This is a genomic window from Winogradskyella marina, assembly GCF_015645385.1.
GTDB classification, from domain to species: Bacteria; Bacteroidota; Bacteroidia; order Flavobacteriales; family Flavobacteriaceae; genus Winogradskyella; species Winogradskyella marina.
In genome coordinates this window covers 177,470-196,795 of record NZ_JADOET010000006.1, presented here as the reverse complement: position 1 = coordinate 196,795, position 19,326 = coordinate 177,470, and the positions used below count along the sequence as shown (strand labels likewise).

General features: G+C 33.8%; 14 protein-coding genes. 10 read left to right on the top strand and 4 right to left on the bottom strand.

Annotation, left to right across the window (positions count from 1 at the left end):
* Nucleotides 1–77: 77 nt before the first annotated feature.
* Nucleotides 78–941, top strand: coding sequence for a hydroxymethylglutaryl-CoA lyase (locus tag ITJ86_RS09180; protein WP_195871338.1), 864 nt, complete (start codon nt 78–80; stop codon nt 939–941).
* Between the two features lie 4 nt (nt 942–945).
* On the opposite strand, the gene ITJ86_RS09175 is transcribed toward ITJ86_RS09180, so the two are convergent.
* Together ITJ86_RS09175 and ITJ86_RS09170 are read right to left on the bottom strand one after the other, a co-directional pair.
* Nucleotides 946–2,127, bottom strand: a complete 1,182-nt coding sequence (locus ITJ86_RS09175) for an HmuY family protein (RefSeq protein ID WP_195871337.1) — start codon at nt 2,125–2,127, stop codon at nt 946–948.
* 5 nt (nt 2,128–2,132) lie between these two features.
* Entirely contained in the window at nt 2,133–4,283 is a 2,151-nt protein-coding gene (locus ITJ86_RS09170) for a TonB-dependent receptor plug domain-containing protein (RefSeq protein ID WP_195871336.1), read from the bottom strand.
* A gap of 89 nt (nt 4,284–4,372) precedes the next feature.
* Between ITJ86_RS09170 and ITJ86_RS09165 the strand changes: the two genes are divergently transcribed.
* The 9 genes from ITJ86_RS09165 to guaB all read left to right on the top strand — a co-directional run bounded on the left by ITJ86_RS09165 (nt 4,373) and on the right by guaB (nt 17,431).
* Entirely contained in the window at nt 4,373–5,275 is a 903-nt protein-coding gene (locus tag ITJ86_RS09165) for a DUF6607 family protein (protein ID WP_195871335.1), read from the top strand.
* A 5-nt stretch (nt 5,276–5,280) separates the two neighbouring features.
* Nucleotides 5,281–6,759 (top strand): ankyrin repeat domain-containing protein, encoded by a 1,479-nt coding sequence (locus ITJ86_RS09160; RefSeq protein WP_195871334.1) that lies wholly within the window; start codon nt 5,281–5,283, stop codon nt 6,757–6,759.
* A gap of 12 nt (nt 6,760–6,771) precedes the next feature.
* On the top strand, nt 6,772–7,260 hold the full coding sequence (locus ITJ86_RS09155) for a DUF2271 domain-containing protein (protein ID WP_195871333.1): 489 nt from the start codon (nt 6,772–6,774) through the stop codon (nt 7,258–7,260).
* A gap of 9 nt (nt 7,261–7,269) precedes the next feature.
* Nucleotides 7,270–9,468: a PepSY domain-containing protein gene (locus ITJ86_RS09150; RefSeq protein ID WP_195871332.1), complete on the top strand. Its 2,199-nt coding sequence runs from the start codon at nt 7,270–7,272 to the stop codon at nt 9,466–9,468.
* Nucleotides 9,469–9,669: 201 nt separating this feature from the next.
* Nucleotides 9,670–10,872: a DUF4856 domain-containing protein gene (locus ITJ86_RS09145; RefSeq protein ID WP_195871331.1), complete on the top strand. Its 1,203-nt coding sequence runs from the start codon at nt 9,670–9,672 to the stop codon at nt 10,870–10,872.
* Between the two features lie 87 nt (nt 10,873–10,959).
* On the top strand, nt 10,960–12,072 hold the full coding sequence (locus ITJ86_RS09140) for an imelysin family protein (protein WP_195871330.1): 1,113 nt from the start codon (nt 10,960–10,962) through the stop codon (nt 12,070–12,072).
* Nucleotides 12,073–12,130: 58 nt separating this feature from the next.
* Nucleotides 12,131–13,495 carry an HTTM domain-containing protein gene (locus tag ITJ86_RS09135; protein ID WP_195871329.1) on the top strand — a complete coding sequence of 455 codons (1,365 nt, stop codon included), beginning with the start codon at nt 12,131–12,133 and terminating at the stop codon, nt 13,493–13,495.
* Nucleotides 13,476–15,902: a TonB-dependent receptor domain-containing protein gene (locus ITJ86_RS09130; RefSeq protein WP_195871377.1), complete on the top strand. Its 2,427-nt coding sequence runs from the start codon at nt 13,476–13,478 to the stop codon at nt 15,900–15,902. Before ITJ86_RS09135 ends, ITJ86_RS09130 begins: the two co-directional genes overlap by 20 nt.
* Nucleotides 15,903–15,958: 56 nt before the next feature.
* Entirely contained in the window at nt 15,959–17,431 is a 1,473-nt protein-coding gene (gene guaB, locus ITJ86_RS09125) for an IMP dehydrogenase (RefSeq protein ID WP_195871328.1), read from the top strand.
* Nucleotides 17,432–17,544: 113 nt separating this feature from the next.
* Here guaB and ITJ86_RS09120 read toward each other — a convergent pair whose 3' ends face one another.
* Both ITJ86_RS09120 and thrC read right to left on the bottom strand, forming a co-directional pair.
* Nucleotides 17,545–17,895 (bottom strand): ribose-5-phosphate isomerase, encoded by a 351-nt coding sequence (locus ITJ86_RS09120; protein WP_195871327.1) that lies wholly within the window; start codon nt 17,893–17,895, stop codon nt 17,545–17,547.
* Nucleotides 17,896–17,929: 34 nt separating this feature from the next.
* Nucleotides 17,930–19,219: a threonine synthase gene (gene thrC / locus ITJ86_RS09115; RefSeq protein ID WP_195871326.1), complete on the bottom strand. Its 1,290-nt coding sequence runs from the start codon at nt 19,217–19,219 to the stop codon at nt 17,930–17,932.
* Nucleotides 19,220–19,326: the final 107 nt, after the last annotated feature.

The window sequence follows — 19,326 nt, the reverse complement described above, 5'->3', positions numbered from 1 at the left end:
TGTTTCCAACATCAATTCAAAAAATCAACTTCGAGTTCAGTTTCAATTTCAACTTCAATTAATGTATATTTGAACCAATGAACAAAGGTGTTAAAATAATAGAATGTCCGAGAGATGCTATGCAAGGCATCAAGGATTTTATACCTACTGCTAAGAAAGTACAGTACATACAATCGTTGCTTCGTGTTGGTTTTGATACCATTGACTTTGGTAGTTTTGTGTCGCCAAAAGCAATTCCGCAAATGGTAGATACAGCGGAAGTTTTAGCGCAACTCGACTTAAGTAAAACCGAAAGTCAACTATTAGCCATTATTGCCAACACAAGAGGCGCAAACGATGCATCACAACATCCTGAAATTGATTATTTAGGTTTTCCGTTTTCAATTTCCGAAAACTTCCAAATGCGAAACACGCACAAAACTATTGCACAATCCGTTGTTACCTTATCCGAAATTTTAGAAATAGCTGACAAAAGCCATAAGAAAGTCGTTGTTTATATTTCTATGGGTTTTGGAAATCCGTATGGTGATCCTTGGAATGTCGATATCGTAGGCGAGTGGACCGAACGTTTATCTAACATGGGAGTTGGAATTTTATCCTTAAGTGATACCATTGGAAGTTCTGATGCCGAGAATATTGACTATTTATTTTCAAATTTAATTCCAGCCTATTCAAATATAGAATTTGGAGCACACCTTCATACCACACCAACCACTTGGTTCGAAAAAATTGATGCAGCATACAAAGCAGGTTGCCGTCGTTTTGATGGTGCTATTCAAGGTTTTGGTGGTTGCCCAATGGCAAAAGACGACTTAACAGGTAATATGCCAACGGAAAAAATGTTGTCTTACTTCACACAAAAAAAAGCCCATGACTTAAATGCCATGAGCTTTGAGAGTTCTTATAATGAAGCTACTAAGATATTTTCAGCTTATCATTAGATTATTAATCTTCTAATAATTCATACTGAAATTGTGGGTAACCTCGTTCTCCTGTTTCATTTTCAACAGCAGTAAATCTTAATTTATAGTAATTGTTATCGCTATCTTTTATAACGTAATAACGACCTTCTGTTACTGACGTTTCACCTGTCATATAGTCTACACTTCTCCAACTACTTCCAATAATAGAACGATCATTGTATACAAAACTAGCTTCATCAATATTAGCAATTGCGAAATCCGTATAACTTGGAGTCGTTTCATCTTCAACAGTAATTTGATATAAACCAACACCACCAAGCGTATTATGTAATGTGTAATCTGAATACGTTAATCCAGCAGCTAAATTACCTTGTAAACCGTAATAAGAAAATACACCGCCAAAATCAATATCCCAATTTGCAGTTTCTGGTTCTACGCTAACCACTTGTCCATCTGTTAAGCTAATAGAAGTGAGGTTATAACTGTTATCTTTACTGACGCTAATTTCAGAAAAATCAGTAGTGTTAGTCAATGGTGCATATTGAATCGTGTAACCGTTACCATCTGCTAAAACTCTCACTTTCATGAAACCTCTTGGTTCTCCCGTAGTATTTAGTGTACCAGTATTAGTTGTCGGGATTTCGTTTCCTAAATTTACGATGTAAACATTGTTTTCGCTATCTGTAGTAGATATTTCATCAAAAGCAGTACCAGCTAATTCTCCTACTTTACTGTCCGTAAAAGAAATGCCAGCATCTAAATCTCCGTATTGGAAATAACCAACAGGTAACCCTTGCATTAGCTCTGCAACAGTATTAACTGTCACAGTAGTAGGTGTAAAGTTCTGGTCTAACGCGTTTAACGTTAATGGTGATGTCAGTGCAGTTGTTTCAGTAACCGTTGTAATATCAGTGATACCTTCTAATTCTACAGCAGAAACTAATAAAGCATTATTGAGGAACACTCTATTTTGAGAACCGTTATATACTGCAATTTCCCATGAGTCGCGTCGCGAAGCAACTTGTTCACCTGAACTTAAATCTACATAGACCCGATTAGCCTGGTTAAATCCTCCTACTTCTGGGTCTATTATACCACCAGAAGATGGCGGAATTACAGGAGTTGTAACATCGTCATCGTTGCTACAGCTTGTGAAAAAAGCAGCAGCTATAAATAAGATAATTGTAAAACATTTGGTATTCATAATTGTTAGTGTTTAAAGTTTAAATTATATAAAAGTTTTAAAAAATAAGATCGGCCATTACCGATAAGTCGTGATGTTGTTGCTGAGCTATTATGAGCTCCAGACGACGCTGCTGAGTTGATGTTAACAACGTCAAAAATATTTCTTGCACCTAGTGTAGCGCTTAAATTGGAAGTAATATTTGTACGGATTGAAGCATTTAACCACGTGTAAGCGTCTGTTATTCCAACAAACTCGTCTCCGTTGGCATTATTGAATATACCTTCAGTTTCTCCCGTGTGTTTTAATTGAGCAGAGACTATAGAATTCCACTTTTTAATAGTATAAGCTAATGACGTTTGTAAGTTTAAACTCCATAAATAGTCATCATTATTAGTTTCAAAGGCTTGGATTTCGTTTTTAACTCCAAGATATGTTGCACCTAAACCAATGTTCCAGTTTTTGTATATAAAACTGTTATCTAGTGTAAACCCTAAACGGTCACTGTAATCTATATTGTCTTGCGTAAATAGAATACGTCCATCGCCATCTTCTGTTGTTATACTAGAAATGGCATCTTTTAAATAGATATGAAAAAAGTTGAAACTGGTATTCAGATACCCTTCTTTGGCAATTCTGAAGGTATCTTTTAAATTAACAAAAACCGAAATTCCGTCTTCTGGTTGTAAATCTGGATTTCCTTGCACATTGTGATTGGCGTCCACAAAATAAAAGAACAGTTCTTCAAAATTAGGTGCTCTATATGCTGAGCCTACAACAGCTTTTAGTTTTAGTTTATCTGAAAAATCATAATTAGAAGATAAGGACCAAATTAAATGATTATCAAATTGCGTACTATGCGTAAATCGTGCACCTGGATTTATAGATAGTTTTTTTGAAAGTTGAAACTCAGTAATTCCAAACAACTCATAGTTAGAAATGGTATTTTTTACTACTTCATTAGAGTAGGCTCCGGTAGCATTAGCATCAAAACCAGACTGATTGGTGAATTCATAACCTAACTGAAGATCAAAAAAATCAGATTGTGGAAATATCTTATTTACAAAAGCTTTGGAGTACCAGACTTCACTCGATTGACTTAGAGCATCAATTTCTACAGATTGTGTGCGTTGTTCAAAGATGTTATAAATAAATTCTTTGTAGTTCCGTTTTTGATTTTGGTACGACAATGAAAAATTATATTTAGTCGCTCCATTAAGAGGTCCAGACACATTGATGTTATTTACCCATCTATCGGTAATGTAATTTTTATCTAAAGCCGTTGGGTTAAGACTTCCGTTTTGGTATCTACCGTTTACAACCCGATTATAGATGTCTAAATCTTCATTAAAATACTGTAATTTATAAAAGACATTGTGTTGTCCTAAATCTAAATCCACATTGGCAGAAGCCGTAATTTGTTCTTTAGGGTTCCATTCGGTACCACGTAAACTATCATTTACAACTAAATTATCTTGAATATTTACGTAGTTTGGCCCCTTATAATCATTATAAAAGCCAGCAAAATCGTTTCGAGACACACCAAAAGCATAGGATAACTTTTCATTAACTTGATTCGTAGCTCTAAAGTTCTGAATATGTCTGCCTTTATCAAATAATTCAAATTCATTACCAACAGTCTCTTCCTGTAATGATACCTGTAATTCCCATCCATTGTCCTTTAAGCCTCTCTTTGTAATAATATTAATGACTCCTGCAACAGAATTATCACCATATAAAACACCCATTGAACCTTCTACAATTTCAACGCGCTCAACATCATCAATATTAATCTGTGTAATGTCTATATTATTCCCGACACCATTATCGCTAATTACCGGAATGCCATCGACTAAAATTTTTACATACTGACCATCTAAACCAAATAAACTAACGGTAGAACGGCCAGAAGATGCATCTGGATTTACAGAGATGTTTAAGTTGTTAAATAGAATGTCTGCTAAATTGTTTCCGGCTAAATTATCTATGTCTTTCCGTTTAATAGTGCTAACCGTAAACAGTTTTTTACTCACAGACATAACGTTGCTTTCGCCTACAACCACAACTTCACTTAGTTTTTCAATTTTTGTGCTGTCGCTTTCTATTTCTTGAGCATTGAGATTACAACTTAAAAAAATCAAAAAATAAAGTAGAAAATTATTTTTAATTAGACTCATTCTATATAAATTTGTCGCAAATATATAATCTTATTTTAATTCATTCTAAATAAGAATAACTATTTTTAATTACTAGCAAATAATATAAAATGAGAAGAAAAGCAGTTTTAGCAATTATTTTAGCATTTACTTTATACAGCCATGCACAAGATAAAAAAGCACAAGATCAGGAAGCCATTAAAGATATGTGTGGTTGCTTTGAGGTAACTTTTAATTTTAGTGAGACGTTTAATCACAGTAACGATTCGCTTTACAGACCTTCTGAAACCAAAGTTGATAAAGGTTTAGAATATGCAGTTGCGATTGTAGACGAAGATGATAAAATTTCTATTCAGCATTTATTACAAGTAGGAAGACCAGATAGTCCACATATTGTAAAGCATTGGAGACAAGATTGGTTATTTGAAAATACAGACTTCTATATGTACAATGGTGATAACGAATGGGTTTTTGAAACTAAAACTAAAGATGACGTAGAAGGGCAGTGGACGCAAAAAGTATATCAAGTTGATGATAGTCCACGTTATGAAGGCTCTGGTACTTGGGTTCATGTAGATGGAAAAACCTATTGGGAAAATACAACAACAGCTCCTTTACCACGAAGAGAATATACCAAGCGTAGTGATTACAATGTAACTTTAAGAGGCAACCGTCAAGAAATTACTAATTACGGTTGGGTACATGACCAAGACAATGCCAAAATTATAAGAGAAAAAGGAAAAGAAGATGTGGTCTTAGCTAATGAGAAAGGCTATAATACATATGTAAAGGTTGATGATAGTAGATGCCAAGCAACTATTGATTGGTGGAAAGAAAACCAAGATAAATGGGCTGTAGTGAGAGCAAAATGGGATGACGTTTACAGCAGAGATAAAGATTTAGTTTTAGAAACTAAAGTAGATAACAAACCACTTTACAAAATTTTATTTGACGATAAAGTTGTAAAAGAAGAAGAAATAAATACCACAATTGAATCGTTTGTAAAAAAGTAAAACACATGAAGAATTTAAAACTAAGTTTCGTTGCTATACTATTAGCTTTATCATTTCAAGGATTTGCTCAAGATAATGTGTTTTTAGATCGCGCATTTTGGGATACAAAACCAACAGTAGCAGCTTTAGAAAGTAAAATAAAAGAAGGTAATAATCCTGCTGAGGCCAATAGTAATAATTTTGATGGAGTCGTTTACGCTACCTTGCAAGATGCCCCTTTAAAGTCAATTATTTATCTAATTTCTCAGAAAGGCAATGATGTTAACAAACTTACTCACGATGGGAGAACATATATCTTCTGGGCAGCTTACAAAGGAAATGACGCATTGGTTGATTACCTATTAAAGAATGATGCAAAAACTAATATAACAGACGATAAGGGAAATACCATTATTAATTTTGCGGCTGGTTCTGGTCAGGCAAATACTAAAGTCTATGATCGTCTTATTAAACACAATGCCGATTTAATAAACAAAATCAATCCTGATGGAGCAAATGCATTGTTGTTAGCAGCTCCAAGTGATAAAGACTTTAAACTTATTAAATATTTTCAATCTAAAGGTTTAGATATCAACTCTGTTGATAACAGTGGAAATGGTATTTTTAATTATGTAGCTAAATCTGGAAATACCGAAATACTCAATAGCTTATTAAAACAAGGTATAAAAGGAACACATGAAGCATTTATTTTTGCAGCTCATGGTATGCGAAGACAACCCAACGATATAGGTATTTATAAATACTTAGAACGTGTTGGTTTGCAACCTAATGTAACCAATTCAAAAGGAGAAACACCATTACACATTTTAGCATATAATAGTGACAATACAGAGGTCTTAAACTATTTATTAGACAAGGGACTCGATGTAAATCAAGCAGACCATAACGGAAATACACCGTTTATAAATGCAGCATCTCGTAACAAATTAGAGGTAGTTAAAAGGTTTGCAAAAAATGTAAAAGATATTAATGCTACAAATAAAAAAGGGGAATCGGCATTGGCTTTAGCGGTAAAAGGCAACGCTACAAATACTGTTGCGTACTTACTTGAAGAAGGAGCAAAATCAAATAGTATAGATTCAGATGGCAATAACTTAGTCTATTATGTAATAAACTCGTATTCAGAAAAAAATAAGGAGGAGTTTACAAAAAAATTAGACCTACTTAAATCTCATGGTTTAGATCTCACAGCAGTTCAAAAAAATGGAAATAATTGGTTTCATTTAACGGTTGAAAAAAATAGTATTTCACTACTAAAATTAGCCTTAGAATTTAATCAAGATATTAATGCAAAAAATAAAGATGGCAATACTCCTTTACATCTTGCGGCATTAAAGGCTACTGATGATGTAGTGCTTAAATTTCTTGTAAAAAATGGTGCAAAAAAAGAAATTGTTACAGATTTTGAAGAGTCTGCCTACGATTTAGCCATTGAAAATGAGTTGCTTAAAAAGAATAATATTTCAGTCGAATTTTTAAAGTAATACTACGATCATATGAAAAATATACGATTAATAACCTTACTAAGTGTTGTCGTTTTTAGTTTAGTTTCATTTACTACACCAACAGAATCTACAAAGTATAAATGTATGATTCAAATGACAAATTATACAGGTGAAGGAGCTTACATAGTTATTTCTTTATTAAATCCTGAAGGCGAATACGAAGAAACCTTAAACGTTATTGGAGACGATGACGAGTGGTATAATACGGTTGAGTCTTGGTGGCAATTTTACGGAAAAAGACGAACAGATATCGATGCCATTACAGGAGCAACTGTGAGTGGAGGAGAGCGTACAATTAATGTCATAGAAATTGATAATGACAAATTAGATAAAGGTTATAAACTTCGGTTTGAGACCGCTGTAGAAGATCAAGAATATTACGAAAAAGATATTGAAATTGCGTTAACTTCTGAAAACGTAAAGTCTAAAGTAGAAGGTCAAGGTTTTATCCGTTACATAAGAATGATGCCTCAAAAATAAATCGATACTATGACCATTTCCATTTGGAGATACAGTCACTTGGTATTGGCTGTGGTTTCTTCTTTATTCATCTTAATAGCATCGGTAACTGGTGCTATTTTGGCGTTTGAACCTATTTCAAATCAGTTGAAATCGTATGCAGTTTCTGATGCAAATGAGGTTTCACTTGCAGAAACGCTAAGTGTATTAGATACCGAATACGAAGAAGTTTTTACAATCGAAGTTGATAGAAACGACTTTGTTAGTGCAGATGTCATTACCAAAGAAGGTAACAGCGAAACGTTTTATATTAATCCATTTACTGGTGAAAAAATAGGTGACATCATTAAAAAAGCACCCATTTTTGAATTCGCGACCAACTTACATCGTTCCTTGTTTTTAAAAACAACAGGTCGGATTTTAATTGGAGTGGTTTCCTTTTTATTATTTCTAATTTCGGTTACAGGTATTAAGTTAATCTTGAAGCGACAAGGTGGATTTAAACGATTTTTCTCAAAGGTGGTCAAGGAAAATTTTGATCAATATTACCATGTGGTTATTGGTAGATATGCATTGATACCTATAATAATTGTAACGTTAACAGGAGTTTTTCTATCCTTAGAACGGTTCGATATGTTTCCTGTAGAAAAAATTTCTCACCAATATCCAGAGCAAGTAGAACCCGAAGAAAAATTAGCAATAAAAGACTTAAAAACGTTTCAAGATATTTCCCTTGGAGATGTAAAACATGTAGAATTTCCATTTTCCGATGATATTGAAGATTACTTTATTGTAAAACTGAACGACAAAGAACTACTTGTTAATCAGTATACAGGTTCAATTGTTAGCCATCAAAATACATCGTTTGGTGCATTAGTATCTAACTGGAGTTTAATTCTGCATACTGGCGAAGGCACTATAATTTGGTCAATAATTTTGTTTTTGGCTAGTTTGGCGACCTTATTTTTTATCTATTCAGGTTTTGCCATGACTTTAAAGCGCAGAAAAGAATCGTCAAAACTTAAAAACAAGTTTAAAAAGGATACAGCAGAGTATATCATCTTAGTCGGTTCAGAAACAGGAAATACTTTTAACACAGCTAAATTATTTTACGAGGCTTTATTAGCCGCAGGACATTCGGTTTTTGTGTCCACTCTAAATGACTATTCGGCATATAAAAAAGCGAAACACATTATTGTTTTTGCGTCAACTTATGGTGAAGGCGAAGCTCCAACAAGTGCTTCAAATTTTGAACAGTTATTTCAGAACGTAAATCAGGCTCAGACACTTCAGTATTCGGTCATTGGCTTTGGGTCATTAATGTATCCCGATTACTGCAAATACGCTATTGATGTGAATTCGATGCTTCAAAAGCAGGATGGCTTCGTAGAACATTTACCACTCTTTAAAATTAATAATCAGTCGTTTGAATCATTTAAAAGTTGGATAATTCAATGGAATAATCAAACAGCTCAAGATTTAAAAATTCAACTTCAAAAACCTCAGGTCAATTTAAAAAAATTAAAGGAATTTAAAGTCATCAATAAAACGGAACCTAATAATGACGATTCATTTTTGATACAGTTGCGACCTAATAAAAAGGTAAAATTTATATCAGGTGACTTATTATCAATGTTTCCTGATGCCGATTTTATTGAAAGACAATATTCAATAGGTAAGATTGAAAACGATATTGTATTAAGTATTAAAAGGCATGAGTTAGGTGTCTGCTCTAATTATTTTAACAACTTAAAAGTCAACGAGATTGTTAAAGCTAAAGTAAGGCGTAATTACGATTTTCACTTTCCAATCGATACAAAAGAGGTCGTTTTGATTGCCAACGGAACAGGTATTGCTCCTTTTTTAGGTATGATTAACGATAATTCAAAGCGAATAAAAACACATCTATTCTGGGGCGGACGAACAAAACAATCTCTAAAACTGTATGAAAGTATTATAGATTCCGCGTTGGTAAAACATAAGTTAACGAGTTTTAATGTGGCCTATTCGCAAGAACAAAAAACTAAAGTTTACGTTCAGGATTTAATTTTAGAACATCAAGAGTTGTTTTCTAAAGTATTACATAATAACGGAGTTATAATGATATGTGGTTCAATTGCTATGCAGAATAGGGTTTTAGACGTCCTAAATTCCATAACCAAAACCCACTTAAGTCAACCTTTAAGTGATTTTGAAACCAATGGACAGCTTAAAATGGATTGTTATTAACCTCGTATTTAATTCAAAATCTTAAAACACTTTCTAAGGCTATAATTGCGGTATGATAGTGTTGTTAATACGATGTATAAGAGGTCTTTCATTTTTTTATTTAAATTTAGTCTAAATAAAGTGCGTCAAATTAAATTTTGTCTTATTTTTGCGTGAATTATTTATATCAAGTCTTAATAAGAATAATATAGTATTAAAAAAATGAAAAAAATTGCCTTAAGTTTATTTACAATAGCAGCAGTATTAATGTCATGTTCCAGTGATGATGATAATGGGGCTTCGGGACCACAAGTCAATACCCCTGTAACTTATGAATTTTCAAGAGACGGAAATTCTTCGGTAAGTTTTAGCGGTCAAACCACTAGGATTGCAATGGGTGAGGAATTTGTAACAGCACTTAAAGATAATGCCTATTCAGAAGCTCAATTAGATGCTATGTTTGCGCACGTTGAAGGAGCCGATGATTTTTTAGATGCAGATTTAAATGCTTCAGATAAAAGTCTTAGAAGTAAAGTGGCAGCTTCTCAAGATTATTTCTCGGCAAACACGACCGATGCGAATGCTATAAAAACACAATTTGACGCTTGGATTTCAGATCAAGCAACAAATGTATTTTCAAATTGGGATGATACAGCAAGTGCAGGAAATGCAGGACAATTACAACAAGCTGGTGGTGGAACGGTAAGATATATTAACGCTAAAGGTTTTGAACTTAATCAATTTGTTGCAAAAGGTTTAATAGGAAGTTTAATGACAGACCAAATTCTTAATAATTATTTAAGTCCTGCGGTGTTAGATGAAGCTTCTAATATTTCTAATAATGATAATGATATCGTTGAAGAAGGAAAATCTTATACCACTATGGAGCATAAATGGGATGAAGCATTTGGCTATTTATATGGTGCGGAAGATGATGCGACTATGCCAACTTTAGATGCAGATTCATTTTTAAGCGAATATATGGATAGAGTAGAGGCTGATGAAGATTTTGCTGGGATTGCTCAAACGGTTTATGATGCTTTTAAATTGGGTAGAGCTGCAATTGTGGCTAAAAATTATACCGTAAGAGATGCACAAGCTGAAATCATAAAAGAAAATATTTCTAAAATTTTAGCCGTTAGAGGTGTTTATTATTTACAAAGAGGAAAAGAAGTCTTAGCAGAAGGCGATATGGCAAGCGCATTCCACCAATTATCTGAAGGTTTTGGATTTGTATACAGTCTTCAATTTACACGTCAACCTGGTACAAATAGTCCTTATTTTAGTAAGTCAGAGGTTGATGCATTTATGGCTCAGATCTCTGAAGGTAACGGATTTTGGGACATAACTCCAGAGACTCTAGATGCTATTTCTACTGCAATTGCTGATCGTTTCGACTTTACCGTTGCGCAAACTATTAACTAAGAAATACGCCAAAAACCTCAAAGTATAAACCGTCTTTCATTAGGACGTTTATACTTCGTTGTTTTTACAATTTAAAAAATAATAACTATGTTAAAGAAAGCTTTTTTAATCTTAACAATCACTGCACTAGCCGTGGCATGTAGCTCTTCCGATGAGAGTTCAGGAGGTGTAACCGATAATTTTGACAGAACTGCGATGTTAACCAATTGGGCGGATAATATTATTGTTCCGGTTTATGAAGATTTAAATATCGCAGTGACCAATATGGTAACTGAAAAAGATAGTTTTGTAAATGCACCTACTCAAGCCAATCTAGATTCATTCAGGACGGCTTGGTTTAATGCCTATAAAATATGGCAATCTGCTGAAATGTTTAATATCGGTAGAGCCGAAGAGATTAATTTTGGGTACCAGATGAATATCTATCCCACAAATATTACAGATATTCAAAATAATATTCAATCTCAGAATTATGATTTAGCTAATGTTAATAATAATGACGCGGTTGGTTTTCCTGCTTTAGACTATATGTTATATGGCTTGGCGGATAACGATATGGATATATTAAGCTATTATACATCAAATGCAGATGCGGCTAAATATTTGGCTTATGTTTCAGATTTAGTAAATCAAATGGAATCGCTAACGCAAGATGTCACGCAAAGTTGGGCAACCTACAGTCAGACGTTTATCGATAATGCCAATAATACGGCTACAGGATCTATTAATAAACTGATTAACGATTTTATGTTTTATTACGAAAAAGGATTAAGAGCCAATAAAATTGGGATTCCTGCCGGTAATTTCTCTACAACGCCGTTGCCAGATAAAGTAGAAGCTTATTATAGAAGTGATATTTCAAAAACGCTAGCAACAGAAGCATTAACCGCTGTGAAAGATTTTTTTAATGGAAAACATTATAACAGCACTACCACAGGAGAAAGTTTGTCCTCTTATTTAGACTACCTAAATACCATAAAAAATGGGGAAGATTTAAGTGTACTTATAAATAATCAGTTTGATACCGCACAATCTAAAATTAATACCTTAGATGATAGTTTTGCGGACCAGATTGCCATGGATAACACTAAAATGACCGAAGCTTATGATGCTTTGCAAATGGCTGTGGTTTTACTAAAGGTTGATATGTTACAAGCCTTAAATGTTAGTGTCGATTATGTTGATGCTGATGGTGACTAGAATTAAAAAATTAAATTCAAAAAGGATTCTTATTCAATAAGAATCCTTTTTTTGCATTATGCTAATTAAACTTACATCATATTTCAATAAACAAACCCATCCTGCGCCGTTGGCTGTGTTCAGAATAGGTTTTGGTCTCATGATGTTAGCAAGCATTATTAGGTTTTGGTCTTATGGTTGGATTGAAAAACTGTACTTAGAACCTCAATTTCACTTTTCGTATTATGGTTTTGAATGGGTAAAACCTATCGGTAATTATACATATCTTCTATTTGTAATATGCGGTTTATCTGCAGTCTTTGTGGCCTTAGGATTAAAATATCGCATCGCCATTATCACGTTCTTTATAAGTTTTACCTATATCGAATTTATGGATAAAACTACATACCTCAATCATTACTATTTTATAAGTATATTGAGTTTTTTAATGTGTTTTTTACCCGCCAATGCGTACTTCTCTTTAGACGCTATAATTAGAAAAAAGGAATACCGTCAAATTCCGAAATGGACTATTAATAGCATAAAACTGTTATTAGGAATCGTTTATGTCTATGCCGGTTTGGCCAAAATAAATAGTGATTGGTTATGTAAAACCATGCCTTTAAAAATATGGTTGCCTTCCAAATATGATTTACCTTTTATTGGCGAAAATGTGATGCAACAAGAATGGTTTCATATGGCCATGAGTTGGTCTGGAATGTTATATGATCTAAGCATTCCTTTTTTTATGCTTTATAAGCGCACACGGGGTTTTGCTTTTGCATTAATTGTGTTTTTCCATGTCTTTACAAGAGTGTTGTTTCCTATTGGAATGTTTCCTTATGTCATGATTGTAGCAACTCTAATTTTTTTCGATGCCGATGTACATGAGCGTATTTTAAATGGATTTCGAAAATTATTCAGCGTTTTAAAGCTAAAAGTCGCTACTATTGAAATTTCGAATTATAAATTTCAAAATCAAAAGATAATTTTGCCAATCTTAGGTTTATTTTTTACGATTCAATTACTTTTGCCGTTTCGTTATTTGTTGTATCCTAACGAATTATTTTGGACCGAAGAAGGCTATCGTTTTTCTTGGCGTGTCATGTTAATGGAAAAAGCAGGTTATACAGAATTTAAAGTGGTTGATCCCGTATCTGGACATTCATTTTCTGTAGATAATTCAGATTTTTTAACACCGTTTCAAGAGAAACAAATGAGCACACAGCCCGATTTTATTCTAGAGTATGCCAAATATTTAGAACAGCATTTTGCATCACAAGGGCATAAAAATATTGAAATTTACGTCGATAGTTTTGTGGCTCTAAACGGTCGCTCTAGTGAACGCTACATTGACCCCAAAGTGGATTTGCTAAAACAAACAGAATCATTTGAACCCAAAAATTGGATTTTACCATTTAAAGATGACATTAAAGGACTTTAGTACATTTATAATAATTGTTTTGTTTGCATTTGCACTCCATGCACAACAAAAGGTATCTGGTATTATTACCAATCGGGAAACCCAAGAACCGGTGAAAAATGTGGAGGTTTATGATAAAGTTTCTGGTTTATTGGCCAAGTCCGATGCCAATGGCTATTATGAATTTACAACCCAAAAGCAAACCTTGAATTTGGTGTATTTTTCTTATGAATTTAAAATACTAGAAATTACAATCACCGTTGAAAATGATGTTGTTTTAAACCAGCAATTAGAGACCATTGGCGAAGCCTTAACGGTCGTTGAAATTACAGCGCGAAGATCTAAGGTTTTTAATTTAAGTAGATTAAAGGATGTTGAAGAAACTGCAATTTATGCCGGAAAGAAAACAGAGGTGGTTTTAGTCGAAGAATCTATGGCCAATTTGGCCACAAATAATGCGAGGCAACTTTACAGCCAAGTCGCAGGTTTAAATATTTATCAGAATGATGATGCCGGACTACAACTCAATATCGGTGGTAGAGGTTTAGACCCTAATAGAACCGCAAATTTTAATACGAGGCAAAATGGTTACGATATTAGCGCAGACGTCCTAGGATATCCTGAAAGTTATTATTCCCCAGCTTCAGAAGGATTAAAACAAATACAAGTTATCCGTGGAGCGGCATCTTTACAATATGGAACGCAGTTTGGAGGACTCATTAATTTTGTAATGAAAGAACCAAATCCTAACAAACCATTAGAAGTCATTACTAGGAATACTTTAGGAAGTTTTGGCTTGTACACTAATTTTACCAGCCTTAGTGGGACGAGCAATAAATGGAGTTATTATACCTTTTTCAATTATAAAAAAGGCGATGGTTTTAGGCCGAATTCAGAGTTCGAATCTAAAAACATATACGCTCATATTGGTTATCAATTTAATAAAAATACGTCTGTTACTGCCGAACTTACATATTTAGATTATTTAGCACAACAAGCCGGTGGTTTAACCGATACCATGTTTAATGAAGATCCTTACCAAAGTAATAGAGCTCGAAATTGGTTTGAAGTAGATTGGTTACTCTACAATTTTAAATTAGCCCATCAATTTTCAGAAGCTACTAATTTTACATTTAATTTTTTCGGGTTGAATGCTTCAAGAAATGCATTAGGCTTTAGAACCAATCGTGTCGATCAGGTAGATCCTAATACAGAGCGCGATTTAATAAAAGGTGATTTCAATAATTATGGTTTTGAAGCACGATTATTAAGCAAGTATCACATATTTAATAAAGAGGCCACCTTTTTAATCGGTTCTAAATTTTACAAGGCTAATAACAGTCAACAACAAGGGCCAGGTTCCGATGGAATAGGTCCCGATTTTAATATCAGAACCGACGAATTTCCGAACTATTCAGATCAATCCGATTTTGATTTTCCAAATCTAAATGTTGCAGTCTTTGGTGAAAATATCTTCTATCTGAATGATAAATTTTCTGTGACGCCAGGGTTTAGATTCGAGTATATAAAAACACAAAGTGAAGGGGCGTATAAACGCATAAATACAGATGCGGCAGGTAATGTTATTTTTGAAGACACTGTAGAAGATAATCGTGATTTTGAACGCAATTTTGTGTTATTAGGCTTAGGTTTAAGTTATAAACCTACCACAAATTTAGAAGCTTACGCTAATATTTCACAAAACTATCGTTCTGTAACCTTTTCAGATATAAATATTGTAAACCCTGCTTTTGCCATTAATCCTGACATTACGGATGAAGATGGGTTTACGTTAGATTTTGGTTTAAGGGGAAATTATAATAATATCGTATCCTATGATGTTGGTGCCTTCGCCTTATTATACAATAATCGAATAGGTTTTGTTCAAAAAGAACAGGAGGACGGAAGTGTTGTTAGTGAACGTGGTAATATTGGTGACGCGGTGATGTATGGTGTAGAATCTTTATTTGATTTTAACTTGAAGAAAATCTTAAAACTGAATACCGATTTCAGTTTTAATTATTATATTAATACCTCTTTTATTTCTTCAGAATATACCAACTCTGAACAACCCGGAATTAAAAGTAACAAGGTAGAATTTGTGCCAGATTTAAATTTAAAAACAGGCTTAAAATTCGGCTATAAAAATCTTATGGCGAATATGCAATACACGTATTTAGGAAGACAATTTACGGACGCTACTAATTCTGTTGCATCCAATTTAAGTGGCGTCATTGGTGAAATTCCTGAATATGACATTTTAGACCTCTCAATATCTTATCGCTATAAAAGGTTTAAATTAGAAACGGGTGTCAATAATGTATTAGATAATGCTTACTTTACACGACGTGCTACAGGTTATCCTGGACCTGGTATCATACCATCTGCTCCTCGTAATTGGTTTACAACATTAGAAGTTACGTTTTAGTAACACTAGATTGTAAATATTAGCTTATCTTTGCACGCAATTAAATCTTAATTGCCATGACAGCACACGAAACTAAAATTGTTGGAGAAGGTCTCACTTATGATGACGTACTCTTAGTTCCAGCATTTTCTGAAATTCTTCCTCGCGAAGTTAATATTCAAACCAAATTTACACGAAACATTACGATTAACATTCCTGTGATTTCTGCAGCAATGGATACGGTTACCGAAAGTAAAATGGCAATTGCTATGGCACAAGAAGGTGGTATTGGTGTATTGCATAAAAACATGACCATAGAGCAACAAGCCGATAAGGTGAGACGTGTAAAACGTGCTGAAAGCGGCATGATTATCGATCCGGTAACCTTACCCTTAACTGCTACGGTTTTTGATGCAAAATCAAATATGGCAGAACACAGTATTGGTGGTATTCCTATTGTTGGTGATAATGGAACCTTAAAAGGCATTGTAACCAATAGAGATTTACGTTTTGAACACGATGGTAAAAAACCTATTGTGGATGTAATGACCAAGGAGCGTTTAGTGACTGCTGCTGTAGGAACCTCATTAAAAGATGCCGAACAAATTCTTCAACAGAATAAAATTGAAAAATTATTAATTGTAGATGATAATTACATCCTAAAAGGACTGATTACATTTAGAGATATTACAAAAGTAACACAGAAACCAAATGCTAATAAAGATACCTATGGAAGATTGCGTGTCGCTGCGGCCATTGGTGTTACAGGTGATGCCGTAGAACGTGCTTCGGCATTAGTAAATGCAGGTGTTGATGCCGTAATAATTGATACAGCTCACGGGCACACAAAAGGTGTTGTTGCTGTTTTAAAAGAAATTAAAAAACTGTTTCCTCAACTTGAAGTTATCGTTGGAAACATTGCGACAGGTGAAGCAGCAAAATATTTAGTAGAAGCCGGAGCAGATGCCGTAAAAGTGGGTATTGGACCAGGTTCAATTTGTACAACTAGAGTAGTGGCAGGTGTAGGTTTTCCTCAGTTTTCTGCAGTTCTAGAAGTTTCAGCAGCGATTAAAGGCACAGGTGTGCCAGTGATTGCAGATGGTGGCATTAGATATACAGGAGATATTCCTAAAGCTATTGCTGCTGGTGCAGATACAGTAATGTTAGGATCGCTTTTAGCAGGAACAAAAGAAAGTCCAGGTGAAACGATTATTTACGAAGGTCGAAAGTTTAAATCTTATCGCGGCATGGGATCGGTTGAAGCCATGAAAAAAGGTAGTAAAGATCGTTATTTCCAAGATGTTGAAGACGATATTAAAAAATTAGTACCAGAAGGTATTGTTGGTCGTGTGCCATATAAAGGTGAATTGGTAGAAAGTATTCATCAATTTATTGGTGGCCTTAGAGCAGGAATGGGCTATTGTGGTGCAAAAGATATTGAAGCCTTAAAAGAAAACGGACGCTTTGTGAAAATTACAAGTTCTGGTATCAATGAAAGTCATCCTCATGATGTCACTATTACTAAGGAAGCGCCTAATTATTCTAGATAATAAGTTCGCTTTATTTTATAAATAGAAGATTCAGTTTAGGTGTTTTCTATAAAATTTTAAAAAACAGTATCTAATTATAGGTACTGTTTTTTTGTGATTACTTTTAAATTAGTTCAATTAAACCAAACCGCATAACCTTCGCGACGTAATTCTAACGCAATTTGTTCTTCGGCTTTTATGGCTTCAGCTCTAGTAAAAAAGGGATCGATATGGTTGTATAAACTCGGTCGCAAATACGTGCCATATTTCTCAACAATATTTGAAGATAGTTTGTGTCCTTTTTTATTCCGATAGCCTGTTTTATGCTGAAGAAAGCGTTCTTTGGGTGTTTTGCTCGTCATGCCAACGTACAAACATTCTAAAACGCCATTAAACTGAGGATTTGCATTTCTGAACTTTGTGTTTTCCGTATACACACGTTTAGAAAGTTCTATGACATATATGGTGTATAGGGTTTTAGGCATATTTTTTACATAAGCATTTCTAAAGAAAGAATAATTATGCCAATAAAAAGCTTTTTAATTCTTCATACGTACCAATTTCAATAGACTCACCTTCCTTATCCATTACAGCTTCAATTTGAGCTGGTAAATCAATGTTTTCTCTAATAACGTCCTCAACAATGTCTAAGAATTTTGTTGGATGTGCAGTTTCTAAAAACACTACATGTGCATCGTTAGATTTTAAATAGTCTTTTGCACCCAAATATCCAACCGCTCCATGTGGATCTGCTACATAATTAAAATCGTTATGTAACTCTAACAATGCTGATCTTGTATCATCGTCTGAATAGCTGTACGTAGATAAATTAGATTTTAAAGCATCAAAATCATTATCGTGTAACTCTTGTATTCTAATAAAATTACTAGGATTACCAACATCCATGGCATTACTAATGGTTTGTACAGATGGTTTTGGTGAATATGTTTGAGATAGCATATAATTTACAACCGTATCATTAGCATTATTAGCAGCAATAAAATGTTTAACAGGTAAACCTAATTTTTGCGCAACCATTCCAGCACAGATATTTCCAAAATTACCACTTGGTACTGAAAATGCGATATCTTTATGTTTGGATTTTAATTGCTTATACGTAAACATAAAATAAAAAAGCTGTGGTAACCAACGCGCTATATTTATAGAGTTTGCAGAAGTCAATTGCATTTTGTCTGTTAACTCTCTATCTGTAAATGCTTGTTTTACCATGTCTTGGCAATCATCAAAAACACCATTAACTTCTAATGCTGTAATATTTTTACCGAGGGTTGTTAACTGCTTTTCTTGAATATCACTTACTTTACCACTTGGATAAAGAATTACGACATTAACACCTTTTACTCCTAAAAATCCATTAGCAACAGCACCTCCAGTATCTCCAGATGTGGCAACTAAAACAGTAACATCATTAGTGTTGGTTTGGTTAAAATACCCTAAACATCGCGCCATAAAACGCGCGCCAACATCTTTAAACGCCATTGTTGGTCCATGAAACAATTCTAATGTTGAAATGTTTTCGTTAATTTCTACAACAGGAAAATCGAAATTTAAAGTATCTTCAATAATTGATTTTAGAACATCCTCTGGAATCTCAGGAACTATGAACTGCTTAATGGCTTCAAACGCAATTTCTGTGTTTGATTTATGCTCAATGTTTTCTAAAAACGAATCTTCTAAAGGCGTAATTGATTCAGGAAAATATAAACCTTTATCTGGTGCTAATCCTCTAACAACAGCATCTTCAAAGGTTGTATTTGGTGCTTTTTTGTTTAAACTATAGTAATTCATTTTTAAATGTGTTCTAAATTAGTATGCGCTTCAATTAAGTTAACTATTTAAAGAAAACTCTCGGTGAAGCTTCGTTTTATAACTTTTAGTTCGACGTATTCTGAATG